The sequence below is a fragment of the Lysinibacillus boronitolerans JCM 21713 = 10a = NBRC 103108 genome (genome assembly GCF_000772935.1).
GTDB classification, from domain to species: domain Bacteria; phylum Bacillota; class Bacilli; order Bacillales_A; family Planococcaceae; genus Lysinibacillus; species Lysinibacillus boronitolerans.
Genome location: NZ_JPVR01000073.1, coordinates 17,938 through 37,190, shown reverse-complemented (window position 1 = coordinate 37,190; position 19,253 = coordinate 17,938). Strand labels below are relative to the sequence as shown.

General features: G+C 39.4%; 20 protein-coding genes and 2 pseudogenes. 18 read left to right on the top strand and 4 right to left on the bottom strand.

What is annotated here, in order from left to right; genetic code table 11:
* Nucleotides 1-21: 21 nt before the first annotated feature.
* The 18 genes and pseudogenes from eutH to CD31_RS10600 form a co-directional block, all read left to right on the top strand.
* A complete protein-coding gene (eutH, locus tag CD31_RS10690; RefSeq protein ID WP_036077540.1) occupies nucleotides 22-1,266 on the top strand; it encodes an ethanolamine utilization protein EutH in 1,245 nt (414 codons plus the stop codon).
* 26 nt (nucleotides 1,267-1,292) lie between these two features.
* Nucleotides 1,293-1,634 (top strand): ethanolamine utilization microcompartment protein EutS, encoded by a 342-nt coding sequence (eutS, locus tag CD31_RS10685; protein ID WP_004269314.1) that lies wholly within the window; start codon nucleotides 1,293-1,295, stop codon nucleotides 1,632-1,634.
* 10 nt (nucleotides 1,635-1,644) lie between these two features.
* Entirely contained in the window at nucleotides 1,645-2,145 is a 501-nt protein-coding gene (locus CD31_RS10680) for a EutP/PduV family microcompartment system protein (RefSeq protein WP_036077537.1), read from the top strand.
* A gap of 17 nt (nucleotides 2,146-2,162) precedes the next feature.
* Nucleotides 2,163-3,584 (top strand): ethanolamine ammonia-lyase reactivating factor EutA, encoded by a 1,422-nt coding sequence (locus tag CD31_RS10675; protein WP_036077534.1) that lies wholly within the window; start codon nucleotides 2,163-2,165, stop codon nucleotides 3,582-3,584.
* Nucleotides 3,585-3,589: 5 nt separating this feature from the next.
* Complete coding sequence (locus CD31_RS10670; protein ID WP_008176446.1) at nucleotides 3,590-4,960, top strand: ethanolamine ammonia-lyase subunit EutB; 1,371 nt, start codon at nucleotides 3,590-3,592, stop codon at nucleotides 4,958-4,960.
* A gap of 9 nt (nucleotides 4,961-4,969) precedes the next feature.
* Nucleotides 4,970-5,980 (top strand): ethanolamine ammonia-lyase subunit EutC, encoded by a 1,011-nt coding sequence (gene eutC, locus CD31_RS10665; protein WP_036077524.1) that lies wholly within the window; start codon nucleotides 4,970-4,972, stop codon nucleotides 5,978-5,980.
* An 11-nt stretch (nucleotides 5,981-5,991) separates the two neighbouring features.
* Complete coding sequence (eutL, locus tag CD31_RS10660; RefSeq protein ID WP_036077522.1) at nucleotides 5,992-6,642, top strand: ethanolamine utilization microcompartment protein EutL; 651 nt, start codon at nucleotides 5,992-5,994, stop codon at nucleotides 6,640-6,642.
* A gap of 15 nt (nucleotides 6,643-6,657) precedes the next feature.
* A complete protein-coding gene (locus CD31_RS10655; RefSeq protein ID WP_052125369.1) occupies nucleotides 6,658-8,148 on the top strand; it encodes an aldehyde dehydrogenase family protein in 1,491 nt (496 codons plus the stop codon).
* 20 nt (nucleotides 8,149-8,168) lie between these two features.
* Entirely contained in the window at nucleotides 8,169-8,447 is a 279-nt protein-coding gene (locus CD31_RS10650) for a BMC domain-containing protein (protein WP_004269321.1), read from the top strand.
* Between the two features lie 142 nt (nucleotides 8,448-8,589).
* Nucleotides 8,590-9,180: a phosphate propanoyltransferase gene (locus CD31_RS10645; RefSeq protein WP_016991932.1), complete on the top strand. Its 591-nt coding sequence runs from the start codon at nucleotides 8,590-8,592 to the stop codon at nucleotides 9,178-9,180.
* Between the two features lie 12 nt (nucleotides 9,181-9,192).
* Nucleotides 9,193-10,056 carry a phosphate propanoyltransferase gene (locus CD31_RS10640; protein WP_036077521.1) on the top strand — a complete coding sequence of 288 codons (864 nt, stop codon included), beginning with the start codon at nucleotides 9,193-9,195 and terminating at the stop codon, nucleotides 10,054-10,056.
* 42 nt (nucleotides 10,057-10,098) lie between these two features.
* Nucleotides 10,099-10,383 (top strand): EutN/CcmL family microcompartment protein, encoded by a 285-nt coding sequence (locus CD31_RS10635; protein ID WP_004269324.1) that lies wholly within the window; start codon nucleotides 10,099-10,101, stop codon nucleotides 10,381-10,383.
* Entirely contained in the window at nucleotides 10,376-10,744 is a 369-nt protein-coding gene (locus tag CD31_RS10630; RefSeq protein ID WP_036077518.1) for a BMC domain-containing protein, read from the top strand. The genes CD31_RS10635 and CD31_RS10630 overlap by 8 nt, the downstream gene beginning before the upstream one ends.
* Nucleotides 10,744-11,691 carry a malate dehydrogenase gene (mdh, locus tag CD31_RS10625; RefSeq protein WP_016991928.1) on the top strand — a complete coding sequence of 316 codons (948 nt, stop codon included), beginning with the start codon at nucleotides 10,744-10,746 and terminating at the stop codon, nucleotides 11,689-11,691. Before CD31_RS10630 ends, mdh begins: the two co-directional genes overlap by 1 nt.
* A gap of 267 nt (nucleotides 11,692-11,958) precedes the next feature.
* Nucleotides 11,959-13,046, top strand: a pseudogene (locus CD31_RS10615) (helix-turn-helix domain-containing protein).
* A gap of 76 nt (nucleotides 13,047-13,122) precedes the next feature.
* On the top strand, nucleotides 13,123-14,619 hold the full coding sequence (locus CD31_RS10610; protein ID WP_036077511.1) for a carboxypeptidase M32: 1,497 nt from the start codon (nucleotides 13,123-13,125) through the stop codon (nucleotides 14,617-14,619).
* 351 nt (nucleotides 14,620-14,970) lie between these two features.
* Complete coding sequence (locus tag CD31_RS10605; RefSeq protein WP_036077509.1) at nucleotides 14,971-15,237, top strand: hypothetical protein; 267 nt, start codon at nucleotides 14,971-14,973, stop codon at nucleotides 15,235-15,237.
* Nucleotides 15,238-15,663: 426 nt separating this feature from the next.
* Nucleotides 15,664-15,942 (top strand): annotated as a pseudogene (locus CD31_RS10600) (carboxypeptidase M32); the annotation flags it as partial.
* Nucleotides 15,943-16,006: 64 nt separating this feature from the next.
* Here the strand turns inward: CD31_RS10600 and CD31_RS10595 are convergent.
* The 4 genes from CD31_RS10595 to CD31_RS10585 form a co-directional block, all read right to left on the bottom strand.
* Nucleotides 16,007-17,668 carry a b(o/a)3-type cytochrome-c oxidase subunit 1 gene (locus CD31_RS10595; protein ID WP_016991925.1) on the bottom strand — a complete coding sequence of 554 codons (1,662 nt, stop codon included), beginning with the start codon at nucleotides 17,666-17,668 and terminating at the stop codon, nucleotides 16,007-16,009.
* A complete protein-coding gene (locus CD31_RS10590; protein WP_016991924.1) occupies nucleotides 17,655-18,146 on the bottom strand; it encodes a cupredoxin domain-containing protein in 492 nt (163 codons plus the stop codon). The genes CD31_RS10595 and CD31_RS10590 overlap by 14 nt, the downstream gene beginning before the upstream one ends.
* A 24-nt stretch (nucleotides 18,147-18,170) precedes the next feature.
* Nucleotides 18,171-18,293 carry a hypothetical protein gene (locus CD31_RS24025; RefSeq protein WP_009370491.1) on the bottom strand — a complete coding sequence of 41 codons (123 nt, stop codon included), beginning with the start codon at nucleotides 18,291-18,293 and terminating at the stop codon, nucleotides 18,171-18,173.
* A 337-nt stretch (nucleotides 18,294-18,630) separates the two neighbouring features.
* Nucleotides 18,631-19,092, bottom strand: a complete 462-nt coding sequence (locus CD31_RS10585) for a chemotaxis protein CheX (RefSeq protein WP_004269332.1) — start codon at nucleotides 19,090-19,092, stop codon at nucleotides 18,631-18,633.
* Nucleotides 19,093-19,253 lie beyond the last annotated feature (161 nt).

The following is a 19,253-nucleotide window of genomic DNA, read 5'->3' as shown; positions in this document are numbered from 1 at the left end:
AAAAAAGGGGTGATGAGTAAGATGGCAATGATAGGAACGATTATCGTTTATATTATTATGATTTGTGCTGTTTTAGGGGCAATCGGAGCTATCCGAGATGCTGAGTATGGAATTGGGAAAGAATTTATGAATGGGATTCATACGGTTGGTCATATTTTTGTTCCAGCAGCAGGGATCATGGCAGCTATACCTTACTTAACATGGTTTATTAGTCATTTTATTAGTCCGATTTTTGAGTTAATTGGTGCAGATCCTGCGATCGCAGCAACGACGATTTTAGCCTCGGACATGGGTGGTTACCAATTAGCCAATGCGTTAAAGGAGTCTTATGAGGGATGGGTAATGGCTCTTGTTGTTGGTTTTATGTCAGGTGCTACTATCGTATTCTCGATTCCAATGGGTCTTGCGATGTTGGATAAGCGTGATCATAAATATATGGCGCTAGGAATTATGGCTGGCGTATTAACAATCCCGATTGGTGCATTTATTTCTTCCATCATGATTGTGCTATTCAACACAGAAGTACGTGAAGTCATTAGTACAACAGAGGCGCCTACATATGTATTTGCCATTTCTGTTTTACAAATATTAATTAACTTACTACCTTTATTCATTTTTGTTATCTTAATCGCACTAGGCTTAAAGCTGATTCCAAACGGCATGATTACTGGCTTTATGGTCTTCGGTCGTGTAATGGATGCGGGAATTAAACTGGTGTTAGTGTTCTCTATTGTTGAAATTTTTACAGGTATTTTTACAAAGATTTTTGGTGCGTGGGGCTTCGATCCGATCATGGCTGATGAAATCGACCAGTTCCGAGCATTAGAAACAGCCGGCTATATCGGGATTATGCTAGCGGGTGCCTTCCCAATGGTGTATCTAATTCGAAAGTATGCTTCCAAGCCACTTGAAGCAGCTGGTAAAAAATTAGGCTTATCCTCTGTAGGGAGTGCTGGGATTTTAGCAACGATTGCGAATATTTTAGCGATGTTTACACTCATTCGCCATATGCCACCAAAAGACAAAGTGATTAACATTGCATTTGGTGTATGTTCGGCCTTCTTATTAGGTGATCACTTATCATTCACGGCTAACTTCCAGCCAACTATTATTTTACCTGTTATTGCAGGGAAGTTTTTAGCGGGTGTTATTGCGATTATTTTAGCCTATAAGCTTTCAGTACCAACTGCATTAAGGTTGGAAATTGAAGATCGCAAGGCTGGCATTATCAAAGAAGGCGAGTATTTAACAGATCAAAAATCTTAATTGATTAAAAAGTGAGGTGATGACGTGTGAGTGAAGAGAAAAAACGATTTATTCAGGAGTTTGTGCCGGGTAAACAGCTAACATTGAGTCACCTTATTGCCAATCCTGATCCAGAAATGTTTCAAAAGCTAGGTATCCAAGAAGCAGGTGCACTTGGCATTATGACTTGTACGCCAAGTGAAACGGTAATTATTGCAGGGGACTTAGCAACAAAGGCTGCCAATGTCAAACTTGGGTTTTTAGATCGTTTTACAGGTAGTCTCGTTATTGTTGGTAGTGTGTCAGAGGTAGAAATGGCGATGTTAGAAATCAATCGTTTTTTATCCGAGGTATTAGGCTATACACCATCAAAAATAACAAAATCATAGGATGTGTCATATGAAAAATCGAGTAATGATAATAGGCGGTGTGCAAGCAGGAAAGTCAACATTGATGAATACATTGTTGGGCAAAGAAAGCAGTGCCAACAAAACACAAGCACTCGTTTATGATGACTGGATTGTTGATACACCAGGTGAATATGTTGAAAATCCAATGTATTACAGAAATATTATGGCAACATCTTTGGAAGTAACGCATGTGATTTACTTGCAGGATGCCACATCAGCAAGGAGTGTATTCCCTCCGCAATTCAGCTTAGGGATTCCCAAAATACAAATAGGTGTGATTACCAAGATTGATGCCCCTGATGCAGATGTAGAAAGGGCTACCGCCTTATTAAAAAATGTTATGACGCAGGGCCCTATCGTGCAAACCTCTTCCTGGCAAAAGCTTGGCATTGAATTGATTGAACCATTGATTCAACTCAAGACAAATGAAGAAATTCGACAATTTGTTAAGGAAAGCGATAGTCCGTATCTCATGTATTGCTCACAGTAGCGAGAGGGAGGTGTAGGGTGAAAACAGAAAAAATATTTAGTGCAGGCATTGATATTGGGACAAGTACCACAAAAATGGTTGTCAGTAGTTTTCTGTTAAAGAATGTGGCTGGCATAACACATGTGCCAAGGATTGAAATTATTGAGAAAACGGTGTTGCATCAAAGTCCAATTATTAGAACACCTTTTATCAATAAAGACATCATTGATATGAAAAAGATAGAGGAATTTATTTCTCAACAGTATCAATTGGCACAAATTGCTCCATCTGATATTGCATCAGGGGCCATCATCATTACAGGTGAATCAGCCACGAAGGAAAATGCAAGTGAGGTTGTCCATACCATTGCAGATGGCGCAGGTCATTTTTTAGTTGCTACCGCAGGTCCTGATTTAGAGGGCATTATTGCTGCCAAAGGGGCAGGTACTTTACAGCAATCAAAGAATACATCCAAAGTCATCGCCAATATCGACATTGGTGGAGGGACAGCGAATATTGCTGTTATGCAATTTGGAGAGGTCATTGGTACATGTACCTTACATGTTGGTGGTAGATTGATTGAGTTTAAGGATGGCAAGATTCAATCAATTTCTCCGCCACTCATGCGATTGATGGAACGATGGGCTAATCCGTTAGCGGTCGGTGATGCGGCCGAAGATATTCGAGTGACACATTGTATTGAAGAAATGGTGCAAACACTTGCCATGATTCTTCATGGGCAATGCAGAGATGAAAAGCATCCATTATTACTAGGGCATTTACCAAACTGGCATAAACCTGTGGATGCCATTGTTTTTACGGGTGGTGTGGCCTCTTGTATTTATGAAAATGAATGTACACAGCGTCAATATGATGATATTGGTGAAAAATTAGCGAAAATGCTACAACAGCATGAACAGCTACAATCATTTTTATGGTTACAACCAGAGGAAACAGCACGTGCAACAGTGACGGGTGCTGGTACACAAACAACTGAAATCAGTGGGGCAACCATTCAGGTGGATGCACAAGTGTTACCACTAAAAAATGTACCTGTCTTCAATTGTCATATAGATCCTTTAACAGACTTTAACTCGACAGTGAAGACAGCAGTAGAGAGAGCAAATGATTTATTTTCTATAGAGGACAATCGTTCGCCATTTGCACTTTATTTTAGTGAATTGCCGTATTTAAGCTTTCAGGATGTACATGCATTGTGTCAGGCCATTTTGCTACATTTGGCGACAAGATGCTCTAAGGACATACCAATTATCATAGTCATTCAATCAGATTATGCAAAGATTATGGGACAGACCATACAAGCCATAAATGCGACAGTACCAATTATTTGCATCGATCAAATTAAAGTGGAAACGGGCGATTACATCGACATTGGAGAGGTTCTGCCATCTGGCGTTGTTCCTGTTGTGGTAAAGACCCTTGCCTTCCATTCAAAGTAAGGAGGATGAATGTGAACTTATCGGTGATATTTGGTGGAGAAAAATATAATTTTAAATCATTAAAAGATGTTATGGCTAAGGCCAATGAAGAAAAATCAGGCGATCAGCTAGCAGGTATTGCCGCTGAGACGGTTCAACAACGAATCGCAGCAAAGGCAGTATTAAGTGAGCTTTTAGTTAAAGATATCCGCGAAAATCCATTAGTGCCACAAGAAAATGATGAGGTTTCACGCATTATTGAGGGCGATATTAATGAGCAAATATATGGAGAAATCAAAAACTGGAGCATCGAGCAGCTACGTGAATACATTTTATCAAATGACACGGGTGATCGTGAATTAAAGCGTTTAAGTAAAGGGATGAATTCCGAGATTATTGCTGCTGTTACAAAACTAATGTCCAATTTAGATCTTGTTCACGCAGCCAATAAAGTTGAAATACTTTCAACGTGTAATATTACGATTGGTCAAAAAGGGACGCTGTCATCTCGTCTACAGCCAAATCATCCGACAGATAATATTGATGGCATCATCGCCTCTCTAAAAGAAGGACTGTCCTATGGTATTGGGGATGCTGTTATCGGCATTAATCCTGTAGATGATTCAGTTGAAAGTGTCAAAAAAGTACTTACGGCTACAAAGGAATTCATCAATGATTGGTCTATTCCTACGCAAAACTGTGTATTGGCTCATATTACAACACAGATGAAGGCAATTAAACAAGGCGCCCCAGCAGATATGATTTTCCAAAGTATCGCAGGGACAGAAATTGCTAACCGTTCGTTCGGTATATCTGCTGATTTAATAAGAGAAGCAGAGGAGCTCATTAAAAAACAAGGAACAGGTACTGGCCCAAATTTATTCTACTTTGAAACAGGTCAAGGCTCAGAACTATCGGCAGAGGCACATATGGGCATTGACCAAGTAACACTGGAATCGCGCAATTATGGATTTGCTAGACATTTTAATCCTTATATTGTGAACACAGTAGTTGGTTTTATTGGCCCAGAGTATTTATACAACAATAAACAAGTAATTCGAGCAGGTCTTGAAGATCATTTCATGGGCAAAATGCATGGTATTCCTATGGGGGTAGATATTTGCTATACCAACCATATTAAGGCAGACCAAAATGATGTGGAAGATTTAAGTGTATTGCTGACAGCTGCTGGCGTTAACTTTATTATTGCTGCGCCAATGGGCGATGATGTGATGCTCAACTATCAATCGATGAGCTTCCATGATGTGGCTACATTACTCCAAACATTTGGTAAAAAACCAGCACCAGAGTATTTAGCATGGTTAGAGAAAATGGGCATTTATGAAAATGGTCGACTGTCAGCAAGAGCTGGCGATTTATCCATTTTTGAAAGGTAGGTGAGTCAAGTGAATGATCAATTAGTTTCAATGATTACACAGCTTGTCATGGAGAAGATGGAGAAAAGTACTGGTAGTCAAGCACCTGAAATAGCTGCTACTTCAACAGAACAACCACTTATTAAGTTTTATGATAAAGTGGAAAATCGTTCTTCAGGAACAACAGAAGCTACAGCAACATCACAGGAGCCATTAATTCAGCTGTATCAGCATGGAGCTCCCCAGGAAGTAACAACGTTTGCTTCTACTACTTTCAACCAACCAGTAAATGACGCTGTGCCCATCAAGCCCTTTCAGTTTGAGGAAGAATCGTTAACTGAAAGTGTACAGGCTGCTAAGAAACATACACCTGCTCGTATTGGTGTAGGGAGAGCGGGGACAAGACCGAAAACGAAAACCTGGTTAAAATTCCGACTCGATCATGCTGCTGCGGTAGATGCTGTGTATGGCGAAGTGTCAGAAGATCTTTTACAAAAGCTTGATGTCTTTCAGGTCACAACGAAAGTCACAGATAAAGAGGAATACATTACAAGACCTGACTTAGGGCGTCGTTTATCAGAGGAATCAAAGGCATTGATTCAGCAAAAATGTAAACCACAGCCAAAGGTTCAGATTATTATCTCGAATGGCTTGAGTGCAAGTGCGATTGAAGAGAATGTTCAAGATGTTTACTTAGCCCTTCAGCAAAGCCTTAGCAATTTAAATATTGACATCGGTACTACGTTCTATATCGATAAAGGGCGTGTTGCTTTAATGGATGAGATTGGTGAGCTGCTACAGGCAGAGGTTATTGTTTACCTAATTGGTGAGCGTCCAGGGCTCGTATCGGCAGAATCAATGAGTGCATATTTATGCTACAAGCCAAGAATTGGGACAGTGGAAGCGGAACGTATGGTAATTTCAAATATCCATAAGGGTGGTATCCCACCATTAGAAGCGGGCGCTTATCTTGGCACAGTCGTAGAAAAAATCCTGCATTATCAGGCAAGTGGCGTAGAGCTTGTCGCAAAAGAAGGTTAGGAGGCTGAAATATGTATCCTCAAAAAATTATGGCGCAAATCTTGGCGATGCAAACCATTCCAAGAGTCAACAGTGAACTAGCAGAGCAGTTAGATTTAAAGCCACATCATCATAGCATTGGGCTTGTCACACTGACAATCGACGATGTTGGCTACGTAGCCTTAGACGAGGCGACGAAAAAGGCAGATGTCGATGTTGTCTATGCAAAAAGCTTTTATGCGGGAGCGGCACATGCATCTGGTCCATTGTCAGGTGAAGTGATTGGCATTATTGCTGGAAGCTCACCTGATGAAATTCGTAGTGGTCTTGATGCCATTCAACAAAAAATTGAATTTGATACGTATTTTGAAGCCATTAATAATAATGACAATCATGCCTTGTTTGCCCATACCGTGGCAAGCTGTGGGACGTATCTTGCTGAGCTTGCAGATGTAAAAGTTGGCACCCCACTTGCTTATTTAATCGCACCGCCGCTTGAGGCAGTTGTTGGATTAGATGCAGCATTAAAGGCTGCAGATGTTGAGCTAAAGGTTTTCTTTGGTCCTCCATCTGAAACCAATTTTGGGGGCGGCTTATTAACTGGCAGTCAATCTTCATGCGAGGCTGCGGCACATGCATTCAGAGAAGCTATTGAAAATATAGCTAGAAACCCAGTGATCTAGAAGGGAGGCGGCTTTATGGCCACATTAGACAAAGACTTATTAGCGATTCAGGAAATGAGAGATGCCGTTAAACATGCTAATACAGCACAGGCTGCCTATATGCAATTTTCTCAGCAACAAGTAGACAACATTGTAAAGGCTGTCGCGGATGCTGCCTTTAAGGAAGCAGATCGTTTAGCAAAAATGGCTGTGCAAGAAACAGGAATGGGTATTCCTAACCATAAAAAGATGAAAAATGAAGTAGCTTCACGAGATGTCTATGAAGATATTAAAGAATTAAAAACAGTTGGTATTGTGGGCTATGATCGGATGAAAAAAGTAGCCGAAATTGCAAGTCCTTTCGGTGTCATTGCTGGTATCGTACCAACAACAAATCCAACCTCTACAGCGATCTTTAAGACACTTATTTCTTTAAAAACGAGAAATGGTTTAGTGCTTAGTCCACACCCATATGCAGTGAAATGTACAAAAGAGGCTTTGGATATTTGTCGAGTAGCTGCTGAAAAAGCAGGTGCGCCAGAAGGATTACTACAATGTTTAACAATGTCCTCCATGGAGGCAACACAGCAGCTAATGAAGCACCCAAACATTCATTTAATTTTAGCTACGGGTGGTGGTGCATTGGTAAAGGCGGCCTATAGCTCTGGCAAACCTGCCTATGGGGTTGGGCCAGGAAATGTACCAGCTTACATTGAAAAATCGGCTAATATTCAAAAATCTGTACGTCAATTGGTGCAAAGTAAATCATTCGATAATGGCACAATCTGTGCAACAGAGCAAGCCATTATTGTGGATAAGGTGATTGCAGAGCAAGTGCAAACAGAATTAAAGAAAAATGGTGCCTATCTATTAAATGCCGAAGAAAAAGCTAAAATGGAAAAATTGATCTCGCCAGTTCCTGGGAAAGTAAATCCCCAGATTGTCGGTAAATCAGCTACTTGCCTAGCAGATTCTGTTGGTATTACAGTACCAGACGATACAAAAGTTCTTGTGGGCTTAGAAACAATGATTGGTAAAAATATTCCGTTTTCTCTTGAAAAACTATCACCAATCTTTGCGCTTTATATTGTGGAAAACAGTACAGAAGCCAAGCAGGTGATGATTGACCTACTAAATATTGGAGGACGCGGACATACATGCTCAATTCACACTGAAAATGCAGCATTAGCAGAGCAATTTTCTGTTGAATTACCAGTATCACGGATTGTGGTTAATACATTATCCTCAATTGGTGCAGTAGGTGGCACAACGGGCTTAGCGCCATCCTTTACATTAGGCTGTGGGACATTTGGCGGCAATATTACGTCAGACAACATTACAGCAAGACATTTATTAAATATCAAACGTATGGCGTATGGCATTAAAGATGTCGAAGTGCCAAAACCGGAATTCGAAGTACAGTCCGTTGTTGAGTCGGTAGTTTCACAAGAGCCTGCTCTAGATACAACAATGGTTCAACAAATTGTCGATCAAGTATTAAAACAAATCACATTACAAAATAAATAAATTATTTGGAGGAATGACAAATGAGTACAGCATTAGGAATGGTAGAAACAAAAGGTTTAGTAGGAGCAATTGAAGCAGCAGACGCAATGGTAAAGGCAGCAAGCGTTAATCTAGTAGGAAAAGTTCATGTTGGTGGCGGGATCGTAACAGTTCTTGTACGTGGTGATGTAGGTGCAGTAAAAGCAGCAACAGATGCAGGGGCAGCAGCAGCACAACGTGTAGGAGAGCTATTATCTGTCCATGTAATTCCACGTCCACACCACGAATTAGAAATGATTCTACCAAAAGCAGAAGCATAATTTCATATTCTTTGGATAGAAAATTCCCAACGCTATAGATGGAAAAATAACTACCATTTATAGAGGAGAGCTGGATCTAACTTTAGAACAGCTCTCCAACTTGTTCTGATAATACAATCCATAAAATAAAGAGGTGGCTAACATGACAACAGCAATAAAAACTTTTCCAGTGGCCATTTCGGCTCGTCATATCCATCTAAGTGAAGCGGATTTACAAGCACTTTTTGGCCCAAATGCGACTCTAACGAAAGATTTTGACTTATCACAGCCAGGGCAATTTGCTGCAAAAGAGCGCGTCTCTATTGAGGGACCTAAAGGCGTTATTCATAATGTCCGTGTCCTTGGACCTGTAAGACCAGCAACCCAAGTAGAGGTAAGCCGCACTGATGCCATGAAGCTAGGAGTGACACCACCTTTACGCCAATCAGGTGATATAGACAATTCTGCGGGCATTAAAATACTTTCTCAAGACAAAGAAATAGAAATCCAGCAGGGAGTCATCATTGCGCAAGCGCATATTCATATGACTGAGGAAGATGCCAAAGCATTGGAAGTACGCAATAATGAAATAGTTTCAGTGGAAGTTGTAAGTGATCGACCTGTCACTTTCCGAGGTGTCGTTGTACGTGTTTCCAATGATTTTAGTCTGGAAATGCACATTGATACAGATGAAGCAAATGCTGGTTTTATCGAACAGCAGGCACAGGGTAAATTAATAAAAGTATCATCGTAAGGAGGAGGCAAGATGCAAGAAAATTTAGTGCAAAAAATTGTGGAAGAAGTTCTGCAACAGGTCTTAAAAAATCAATCTTCCCCTCCACATGACGGTAAAATTCCGATTGGTGTATCTGCCCGCCATGTCCATCTTGCACAAGCAGAAGTGGAACAGCTCTTTGGTGAAAATTATCAGCTCACACCGAAATTCGAGCTTTCACAGCCAGGGCAATTTGCTGCGGAGGAAACTGTAGTAATTGCAGGTCCAAAAGGGTCAATTGAGCGCGTGCGTATTCTTGGTCCCGCTCGTTCCTTATCTCAAGTGGAAGTAAGCTGGACAGATGCTATGAAATTAGGTCTGAAGCCACCATTAAGAATTTCTGGTGATATTCAAGGTTCCAGTCCTGTTACATTAATTGGTCCAAAGGGAAGTGTTGTGTTAAAGGAAGGCCTCATTATTGCACAGGCACATATTCATATGTCCCCAGCGGATAGTGCGAGATTCCAAGTCGTAGATGGGCAATCTGTCCAAATTAAGGTAGAAGGTATTCGCCCAATTATTTTATCGAATGTGGTTATCCGTGTTTCAGAGCGCTATCGCTTAGAAATGCATATTGATACAGATGAAGCAAATGCAGGGTTAATTCAACAAGGAACGCTTGCAGAAATCGTGCATCATCAAGTAAGTGAACCTATGATCACTGTGAAAGAGCAGTCGCCAGTCGTACAGAAAGTAGAGCAACCGTCCGTCTATCATTATGACAAAAAGCTACTTTCACAAATAGAAGTGCTCGATATCGATGCACAAGAAATTGTCGTTCCAAAGAAAACCATTGTGACAGCATTGGCTTATGATAAGCTGCGAGAGTTAAATAAAACATTAACGATTCGTTGAGAGTAGTTAGACAATGTGTGTCGCATAAAGAGGGTGAAGTTCATGCAAATGGGAAGAGTGATAGGCAGTGTATGGGCAACACGCAAGGAAGAGGGACTGAATGGTTTAAAGCTACTAATCATTCAACCTATTGATTCCAATCAACAGCCGATTCGCACAGAAATGGTTGCAGCTGATCGTATAGGAGCGGGTATTGGTGATGATGTCCTGATTACAAGTGGTGGGTCATCTCGCTATATCATGAAAGATAATCCGTTACCGATTGATGCAGTTGTCATTGGTATTATTGATTCTACTGAAGTAATGAGAGGTGAGGACAATGAGTAGCGCAATTGGAATGATCGAAACAAAAGGATTAGTAGGCTCTTATGAAGCTGCTGATGCGATGATTAAAGCGTCAGACGTCACAATCGTCAAACAAGAGTTTGTGGATGGTGGCATCGTGACGATTGTCGTGAAGGGTGACGTAGGTTCTGTACAAGCCGCAGTAGAGGCTGGAAAAGCAGCCGCTATGCGTGTTGGTGAATTATTAGGCGCTCACGTCATTCCGAGACCTGATGAAGATGTCTTTAAAATGATTAAAGGACCAGAGGCACCAAAGAAAAGGGCTGTCTCTGCACCAGCAGCAACGCGTGCTAAAAAAACAACAGAAACAACATCAGCGACAGATAATCGAGGTGAGGCATAATGGCATTTCGTAAAAATAAAATCGCTGTTATTGGAGCAGGCCACACCGGTTCCACACTGAGTTTATTTTTAGCACAGAAAGAATTAGGCGATGTAGTGCTTGTTGATATTCCAGAGGCCGAGAACCCGACAAAAGGGAAAGCTTTGGATTTGCTACAAACAGGCCCCATCGAAAAATTCAATGTGTCCATTAAAGGCACGAGTCAATATGAAGATATCGCTGGTGCGGATATTGTTGTCATTACAGCAGGTATTCCACGTAAACCAGGGATGAGTCGTGATGACTTAGTCACAACAAATGCTAAAATTATTCAACAGGTTTCAAGACAAATTAAACACTATGCTCCAAATAGTATTGTTGTTGTGTTGAGTAATCCTGTTGATGCCATGACGTATGTGTGTCATAAGGAAACAGGCTTTGCCAAAAATCGTATCATTGGTCAATCTGGTGTATTAGATACAGCTCGCTTCAACACGTTTGTTGCGCAGGAGCTTCACATTGCACCAGAGGATGTATCAGGCTTCGTCCTAGGAGGACATGGCGATGAAATGGTACCATTAATCCGTTATTCCTATGCAGGCGGCATTCCATTAGAGAAACTAATTCCTCAGGAACGACTACAGCAAATCGTGGAGCGTACGCGTAAAGGCGGCGGTGAAATTGTTGGCTTACTAGGTAATGGTAGTGCCTACTATGCACCAGCAGCAGCGTGTGCCCAAATGGTTGAAATTATTATCAAAGATCAACGAAAAATTATCCCTTCTATTGCCCTATTAGAAGGAGAATATGGGTACCACGATCTCTTTTTAGGGGTACCAACTATTTTAGGTGGCAATGGCATCGAATCTGTCATTGAATTGCACCTAACAAATGAAGAACAAACAGCCCTTCAGCACTCTGCAGAGGCTGTGAAACAGGTAATTGCTATTTGCCAAAACATTGAATAGAGTAAACAGACTCTATTTTTCAATGGATCGAAAGGATCCCCAACTTTCTTTCCAATAAAGCTTCATGATAGCTCAAAAAATGTTTGATTGGAAACCGAACATGACTTGAAGGCTAGTATAAATCCCCAATTATATAGAAAACTCTCCTCTATTTATGAGAGCAGAAACTGTAGCAGACTTTAAAGTTTGCTGCAGTTTTTTTCATTCACAACTTATATCATAAAAATCATTATCGCTTCTACTATAATGAAATTGGGAGGGATGTGGATGAACAACATTGTACAGGAGATGATTGATTGGATTGAGCGTCACCTATCAGAAGGATTTTCATTGGAGCAATTAGGAAAGGATATGGGTTATTCTCCTTATTACTGTTCTTTTAAATTCCATCAGGCGACAGGGATGACGATTAAAAAATATCGATCACTACGTAAAATCTATCTTTCTACTACTGCATTAAAAGATCCCCAAAAGAAAATAATCGACATCGCCTTTCACTACGGCTTTTCATCGCAGGAATCCTTTTCTAGAGCTTTTAAAAGGTACTTTGGTATAAGTCCGAATGATTACAGAAAGTCCCCTCAACCTTTACAAACCTTTGTAAAGTTGAGATTACAGGAGGATGGTTGACGATGGATATTTCTCAGAAATTAAAAATTGAAGTATTACAAGAGAAGATTAATGCGCAATACGATCAGAAGCTATTGAATGTATTAAATGGTCAAATGATGTATGAGGAGTTCGCAAAACAACAATTAATGGGCAACAGCGATTACGTTCCTTTCAATGAAGCGATGTGTGCGAATCCAACGATTAGTCCGATTTTCAGTGAAGAATTTAATAAACTGCGTGCTATAGGGCATGAGGTGTCTTTACAGCAATATGAGCAGGTGACATTGAATCCGTTAAAGCCATTGTTAACAAATGACTCTGAATGTATTGTTTTATGGTTTGGAGATGATATGTTTTGTCAGATGAATTTATTGACAGTCCTCGCTTTCCTAGAGCAACAAAGCTATCAAGGCAAAGTCTATTATTATATGGTCAAGGAAATGACCTATGAAGTGGAAGAAACAGAGATAGAACTTGGACCGTATGGGGAGGTCTATCAGGAAGTATTGATGCACCATCGTCTGCCCAAGACAACGCTTATACCTGTCATGTATCAGGGCATTCACTTATTTTTCAGCTATTTAAATGAAGAGAATGAGATCACTACGTATATAAAAAAACACCTCCATCTATCCCAAAATGACCTGTTAAAGCAATTATTTTCCCTATTTCCACACTATGGATTGGGGGATAGACAATATATTAAAATAATAGAGAAGATAAAAAAGGAATATTCTGAATGATTATCCTAGAAAGTCCGCAATATACAAAATTTTCGAAAATATGATAAAATAATAACGTGAAAAGGAGGATGAATGCATGACTGTTCAACAATTTACAGACTATGTGAAGAAAATGCAGCATTATGAGGAAGCGCTCAATGTGATTTATTGGGATATGCGGACGGGTGCACCGAAAAAGGGGTTAGCACAACGTTCTGAGGTAATTGGTACATTATCAGCCTCCTTATTTGATATGCAGACGAGTGAAGAACTAGGAGAGCTTTTAGCAGCATTAGAGGCACAAAAAGCTGATCTTGACTATGTAACACTACGTTTAGTAGAAGAAGTAAGAAAGAATTACGATCAAAATAAAAAAATTCCTGCTAATGAATACAAAGAATTCGTCATTCTTCAATCGAAGGCAGAAACGGCTTGGGAAGAAGCGAAGGCAACGAATAATTTTGCTCTATTCCTACCATACCTAGAAGAAATCATTCAATGGCAGAAAAAATTCATTCAATATTGGGGCATTAAAAATGGATCTCCATACAATACATTACTAGATTTATATGAGCCAGATATGACAACAGATGTCGTAGATCAAGTATTTGGTGAATTACGAGAGTCTATTGTGACGCTTGTTCAAAAAATTGCTCATTCATCGAATAAACCTGATACTAGCATGTTATTTAAGCATTTCCCGCGAGAGGCACAGCGTGAATTATCGTTAGAATTGCTTACTCAGCTCGGCTATGACTTTGATGCTGGTCGCTTGGATGAAAGTGTCCATCCATTTATGATCGGCTTAAATTATGGTGACGCGCGTATTACCACTAAATATGATGAAAATGATTTCCGTTCAGCTATTTTTGGCACGATTCATGAGTGTGGTCATGCGATGTATGAGCAAAACATTGATGAAAAACTTGCAGGTCTGCCATTAGCTACTGGTACATCGATGGGGATTCATGAATCCCAATCATTATTTTATGAAAACTTTGTCGGCAGAAATGAAAAGTTCTGGGAGCATAACTATGAGCGTCTTCAACACTTCTCACCAGCTCAATTTGGCGATGTTGCATTAGCCGATTTTTTACGTGCCATCAATATGGTAGAACCATCATTGATTCGCATTGAAGCAGATGAACTAACATATCCATTACATATCATGATTCGCTATGAAATTGAACGTGACCTCTTCAATGGTGATTTACAGGCGAAGGATCTCCCACAGGTATGGAATGATAAATATGAGGAATATTTAGGTATTCGTCCTGAGACAGATGCACAGGGAGTATTACAAGACATGCACTGGTCAGGTGGCATGTTTGGTTACTTCCCATCCTATGCATTAGGAATGATTTATGCCGCGCAATGGAAGCATGCGATGGACAAGGATATTCCAAACTTTGATGAGCTACTAGAAAAGGGAGAGCTGCTACCTATTCGAGAGTGGCTAACTGATAAAGTTCATCAATATGGAGCATTGAAAAAGCCATTTGAATTGCTGAAAGAAGCGACAGGGGAAGGCTTAAATGCTAAGTACCTAGCAGATTATTTACAAGAAAAATATACAAAGCTATATCAGCTATAGAAAAACAAGCGATTTCTCATTTTAGAGAAATCGCTTGTTGCTTTGAAAATATTCTTACCAAAGCTTAAAGCCTTTGAGCCCGCTGGTGAATTTGAAATAATTTCGAAGATTGGAATTGTGTAAGCTAATATAAATAAGGCTACTAAAATTACAAGTCAAGATTGAAAGTAAGCTACATTTCATGTTACATCAATATTTTTTATATAATGTTCAACATAATAAAGAGTCATTTTTAAATTGAACTATTGTGTTAAACAATCTGGCCAGATTGTTGAGTAGTGTAGCTTATGTATGATGAACCGTATATAGTTTTTACTTTTTTGACCAATTAAAAATTTAGGGGTGATTATGGTGACACTTAAATGGTTGTGGATATTGGTTATTGCATTTTGCGTACTAGAATGGATTTCAATCCCATTCATAAGTGCATTTACAGGAAAATTGTATCAAGTAGTTGATGGTGTATTAATAATTACTTTTATTATTTATCCATTATTTTTCTTGACTACTCTTTTATTATTACAAAAGGGGAATAAAAAAATTGGTGCAGTAATTTTGCTTATTCCACTAGTTGTGTATGCCCCCGTGTTAATAAGTCTTCAAACGTTGGTTAAATAATGAATTACTAATTGAGTTAACGTAGCGCTTTGTACAACAAGAGTTTCAAAAATTATCGAACTTTAAAAAATTTAATCTATCCCATTAAATAAGAGCAAGCTTTGAACAATCATTTTTTCAAAACTTGCTCTTTAGTTTTGTTCTCATATCAAGGTTGATATCGTTAATTTAATCAAACTTTATTACAAATCTAATCAACAAGAAGTTTATGTTAGAATTCGATTAAGTTTGTGAAGTATATGTAACTTGGTAACTTTTATATGGAAAAGAAGGAACATAGGCAGATGGAAAATATAATAAGTTAATTAATGCAATTCCTGCTCAAGAATATGATATTATGGGACAACTATTTAAATTTATGAGTAATTGAGGGATTTACTTGACGATTTTCAGAGTAAGCAACATCGAGAGACATTTTAGTGAGTGTCAGGTGGCATGTTCGGTTACTTCCCATCCTATGCATTAGGAATGATTTATGCAGCACAGTGGAAGCACGCGATGGATAAGGATATTCCAAACTTTGATGAGCTATTAGAAAAGGGAGAGCTACTACCTATTCGTGAGTGGTTAACAGACAAGGTCCACCAATATGGAGCATTGAAAAAGCCATTCGAGCTATTACAAGAAGCGACAGGGGAAGGCTTAAATGCTAAGTACCTAGCAGACTATCTACAAGAAAAATATACGAAACTCTATCAATTATAAAGTGAAAAGAGCGATTTCTCGTTACAGAGAAATCGCTTTTTTATAGGAAGATGCGTTTGGATGCTTACCACAATTGATAGCCTTTGGAGCCAGCTGGTGAATTCGAAATAATATCGATAATTGGTACTGTGTAAGCGAATAAAATTAAGGCTACTAAAATAACAAGCCATATTTTAAAGTTTTCTAAAATAGCTGGTGTCGGACCGCTAAGCTCATGTACATCACCTACTGGGAATTCCTCTTCGCCTTTAGGTGCGAACCAAGCTAATTTCACTACGATATAAATGATCACAAGGATGGCGATAAAGAGAATTGTTCCACCCACAGCTTGTGCGATTTGATAAGGAATCCAATCGTAAGCCTGCTGAGCGCCACCATATTCTGAGTAATCTGAGCGACGAGGCGCACCAATCAGACCAGCAATATGCATTGCTGAAGACATAATCGTCATACCAGTAGCCCATAAGATACCAGCGAAATTACTAAGATTATTTAAAGACTTCGAAAGTGTACGGCCTGTTAAATGTGGAATTAACCAGAATGCCGCACCGAAGTAAGTTAAAACAACAGCTGTGGCAATCGTTAAATGGAAATGCCCTGTAACCCAAATAGTATTATGAATTAATTGGTTCATTTGATAAGAGGCATTGACAATTCCGCCTGCACCACCTGGAATAAATGACACCATACCGATAAATGGTACGAAGAAACGAGCATCCTTCCAAGGTAATTTTTTAAACCAACCAAATAGTCCTTTTCCACCTAATTCACGTCCACGTAACTCGAACATTGCAAACATCGAGAAGGCCGTCATGAGAGAAGGCACGATTACAGCAAATGTTAAAACAACTTGAATGAACTTCCATGTACCATCAATACCAGGCTCTGTTAACTGATGGTGAATCCCTACAGGAATAGAGAAGAGTAAGAACAGCATAAACGAAAGTCTTGCTAAAGAATCGGAGAAAATTTTCCCACCAATTACTTTTGGAATAATCACGTACCACACCATATAGGCAGGTAATAACCAGAAGTATACGAGCGCATGGCCAAAATACCAGAAAAGGGTACGCGATAATGCCACATCGACACGCTCAATTAAACCTAAGGACCATGGTAACAATTGAATTAAAACAGAAGCTGCCACACCAAGCGTTGCCACGAACCACATTAAATTATTAACAACTACCATAAATGATAGTAATGGGCTGCGTTGTCCACTCGCTTTATTTTCTTTGCGCCACTGGACATAACGTAAAATTTGACCTGCGCCGCCAACCCAAGAACCAACTACGACGAATGTAAGACCTAAATAGAAAATCCAATGTGCCTTTAATGGCGCATAGAATGTATAAAGAACAGTTGCCTTATTCAATAAAACCATCGTTGCTGCAGCAGCTGTACCAATAGTCATTAACCAAAAACCAATCCAGCCAAGTTTTCTCTGAGTATCAGTGAATGTACCAGATGTTCGACTTACACTTGCAATTTGGAAGCCGTAAATAAAGAATGTAGTTAATATAAGACCGAGTAATACACCATGAACTGTTAGTACTTGATAATAACCGATGCCTGCTGGTAATGTAAATTGACCAGAGCGTACAAAAACCTGTAATAAACCTGCAAGACCACCTAATAACAATGCGATAAATGCCACGTAAATATGTGCCATTGCTAGCTTTGCATCTCGACGATCCACTTTTGTCATTGAATTAGTGTGACTCATTTGAATCCACCACCTTTAGCATAGAGTGCATCATCGTATGTCCAGTACCACAATACTCATTACATACGATTAAAAACTCGCCAACCTTATTGACTTCTGTCACATATTCCGAAATATAGCCAGGCTCAAGCATCATATTGATATTCGTACCTGCAACCTCAAAACCATGCATAACATCCTCGCTTGTTGCGATAAATTTCACTTTTGCACCAAGTGGAACCTCGATTTGTGGAGGATTATAATTGAATGCAGAAGCAATTACCACCACTTCGTAATCCCAATCCTTACCTTCTACCTTATGGACACCTGGATTATCAAAAGGTGCTGTCTCTTTCACTTTCTCGTAATCTAGTGTTTTTTTACCATTGTTTGGATGGGAGCCTTGATGAAATGCTCCGATACCGAGAATGATCAGGAATGCCACTAAAGTGGTAACTCCAAACACAAGCCAGTATTTCTCATACTTATGTATGTGCATATGTTTCTGTCCCTTCTTCGTAGATTAAAACCGTCCAATGAACAAATCGAAGCAGTACACCCAAAGTAAAATGATGATAATACCTACTCCAAAAACTGCATAGAGTGAACCTTTTAAATTTTCATCTGACTTCTTTTTATTTGCCATTTTTGCTCCTCCTACGCTTTTTATTGTTGTGTTTCTTACAGTCATCATATAGAAATCCATTGCATTTTGATGTGAAAAAAATCACACTTCTAGGGGAATTATGTGAAGAAAGTGTGAAGGATTTAAGAGAGAAAAAAAACAAGCCATCTCAAAAGTCATTGAGATGGCTTGCTTAATGATTGTAATTAACTTTTTTTAATAAAAATAATAGATTTTAAGAAAGGGAGAACCGTCCTTCTCATTCCCTTGTGGGCGAAAGGCAAATCTTACACACATACATGCTGAATGTCTTGCATACAATGTCTTATTTGGAACAGACTTTAAACCTACCAAGCTTCTATTCCGCTTCTTCTTCAATTGTTAATAGAACTGTTAGGGCACCGACGCTTGGGACCGAAACTGGGAGAGCAAAGGCCTTTTCAAAGCCATATAATTTTGTATTGCCCACCATCACCGTTGGCGGAGTGATATCAATTTCTAAGCTTTCTTGCCCAACAGCTGTACATAAATTTCCTGCAATCATGTTACCAAATTCCCCTGTAAAGGATTCTAGCATTTCTCCTTCAAGCGGCATACCGAACATAGTGCTACCGATCCCGCTGAACACCTCGGGAGAGGAGTCAATGATAACGCGTCCCTTTAAATCTCCGATTAAGCCAATTAATACGCCCATTTGTTGCTGTTGAAAGGGTTCAGAAATAATACTAGGCGACTTTACTTCTATATCCATAGGAAGAATGGTTTTTAAAGCGTGGATTGTCCCGTTTAAAATAGTTTGAAAGTACTTCGAATTACTCATCATTACCGCATCCTTTTTCCGACTTTTCTACATCTTACCATGTAAAAAGGGTAAGATGAAAGTATGTCTTGACGAATTAACGTGAAATTTATAATATATTAATGAGAATGATTTTCAAATTCAATGTAAACGTCTGAAAACTTAACGAAAAATAACTAAGA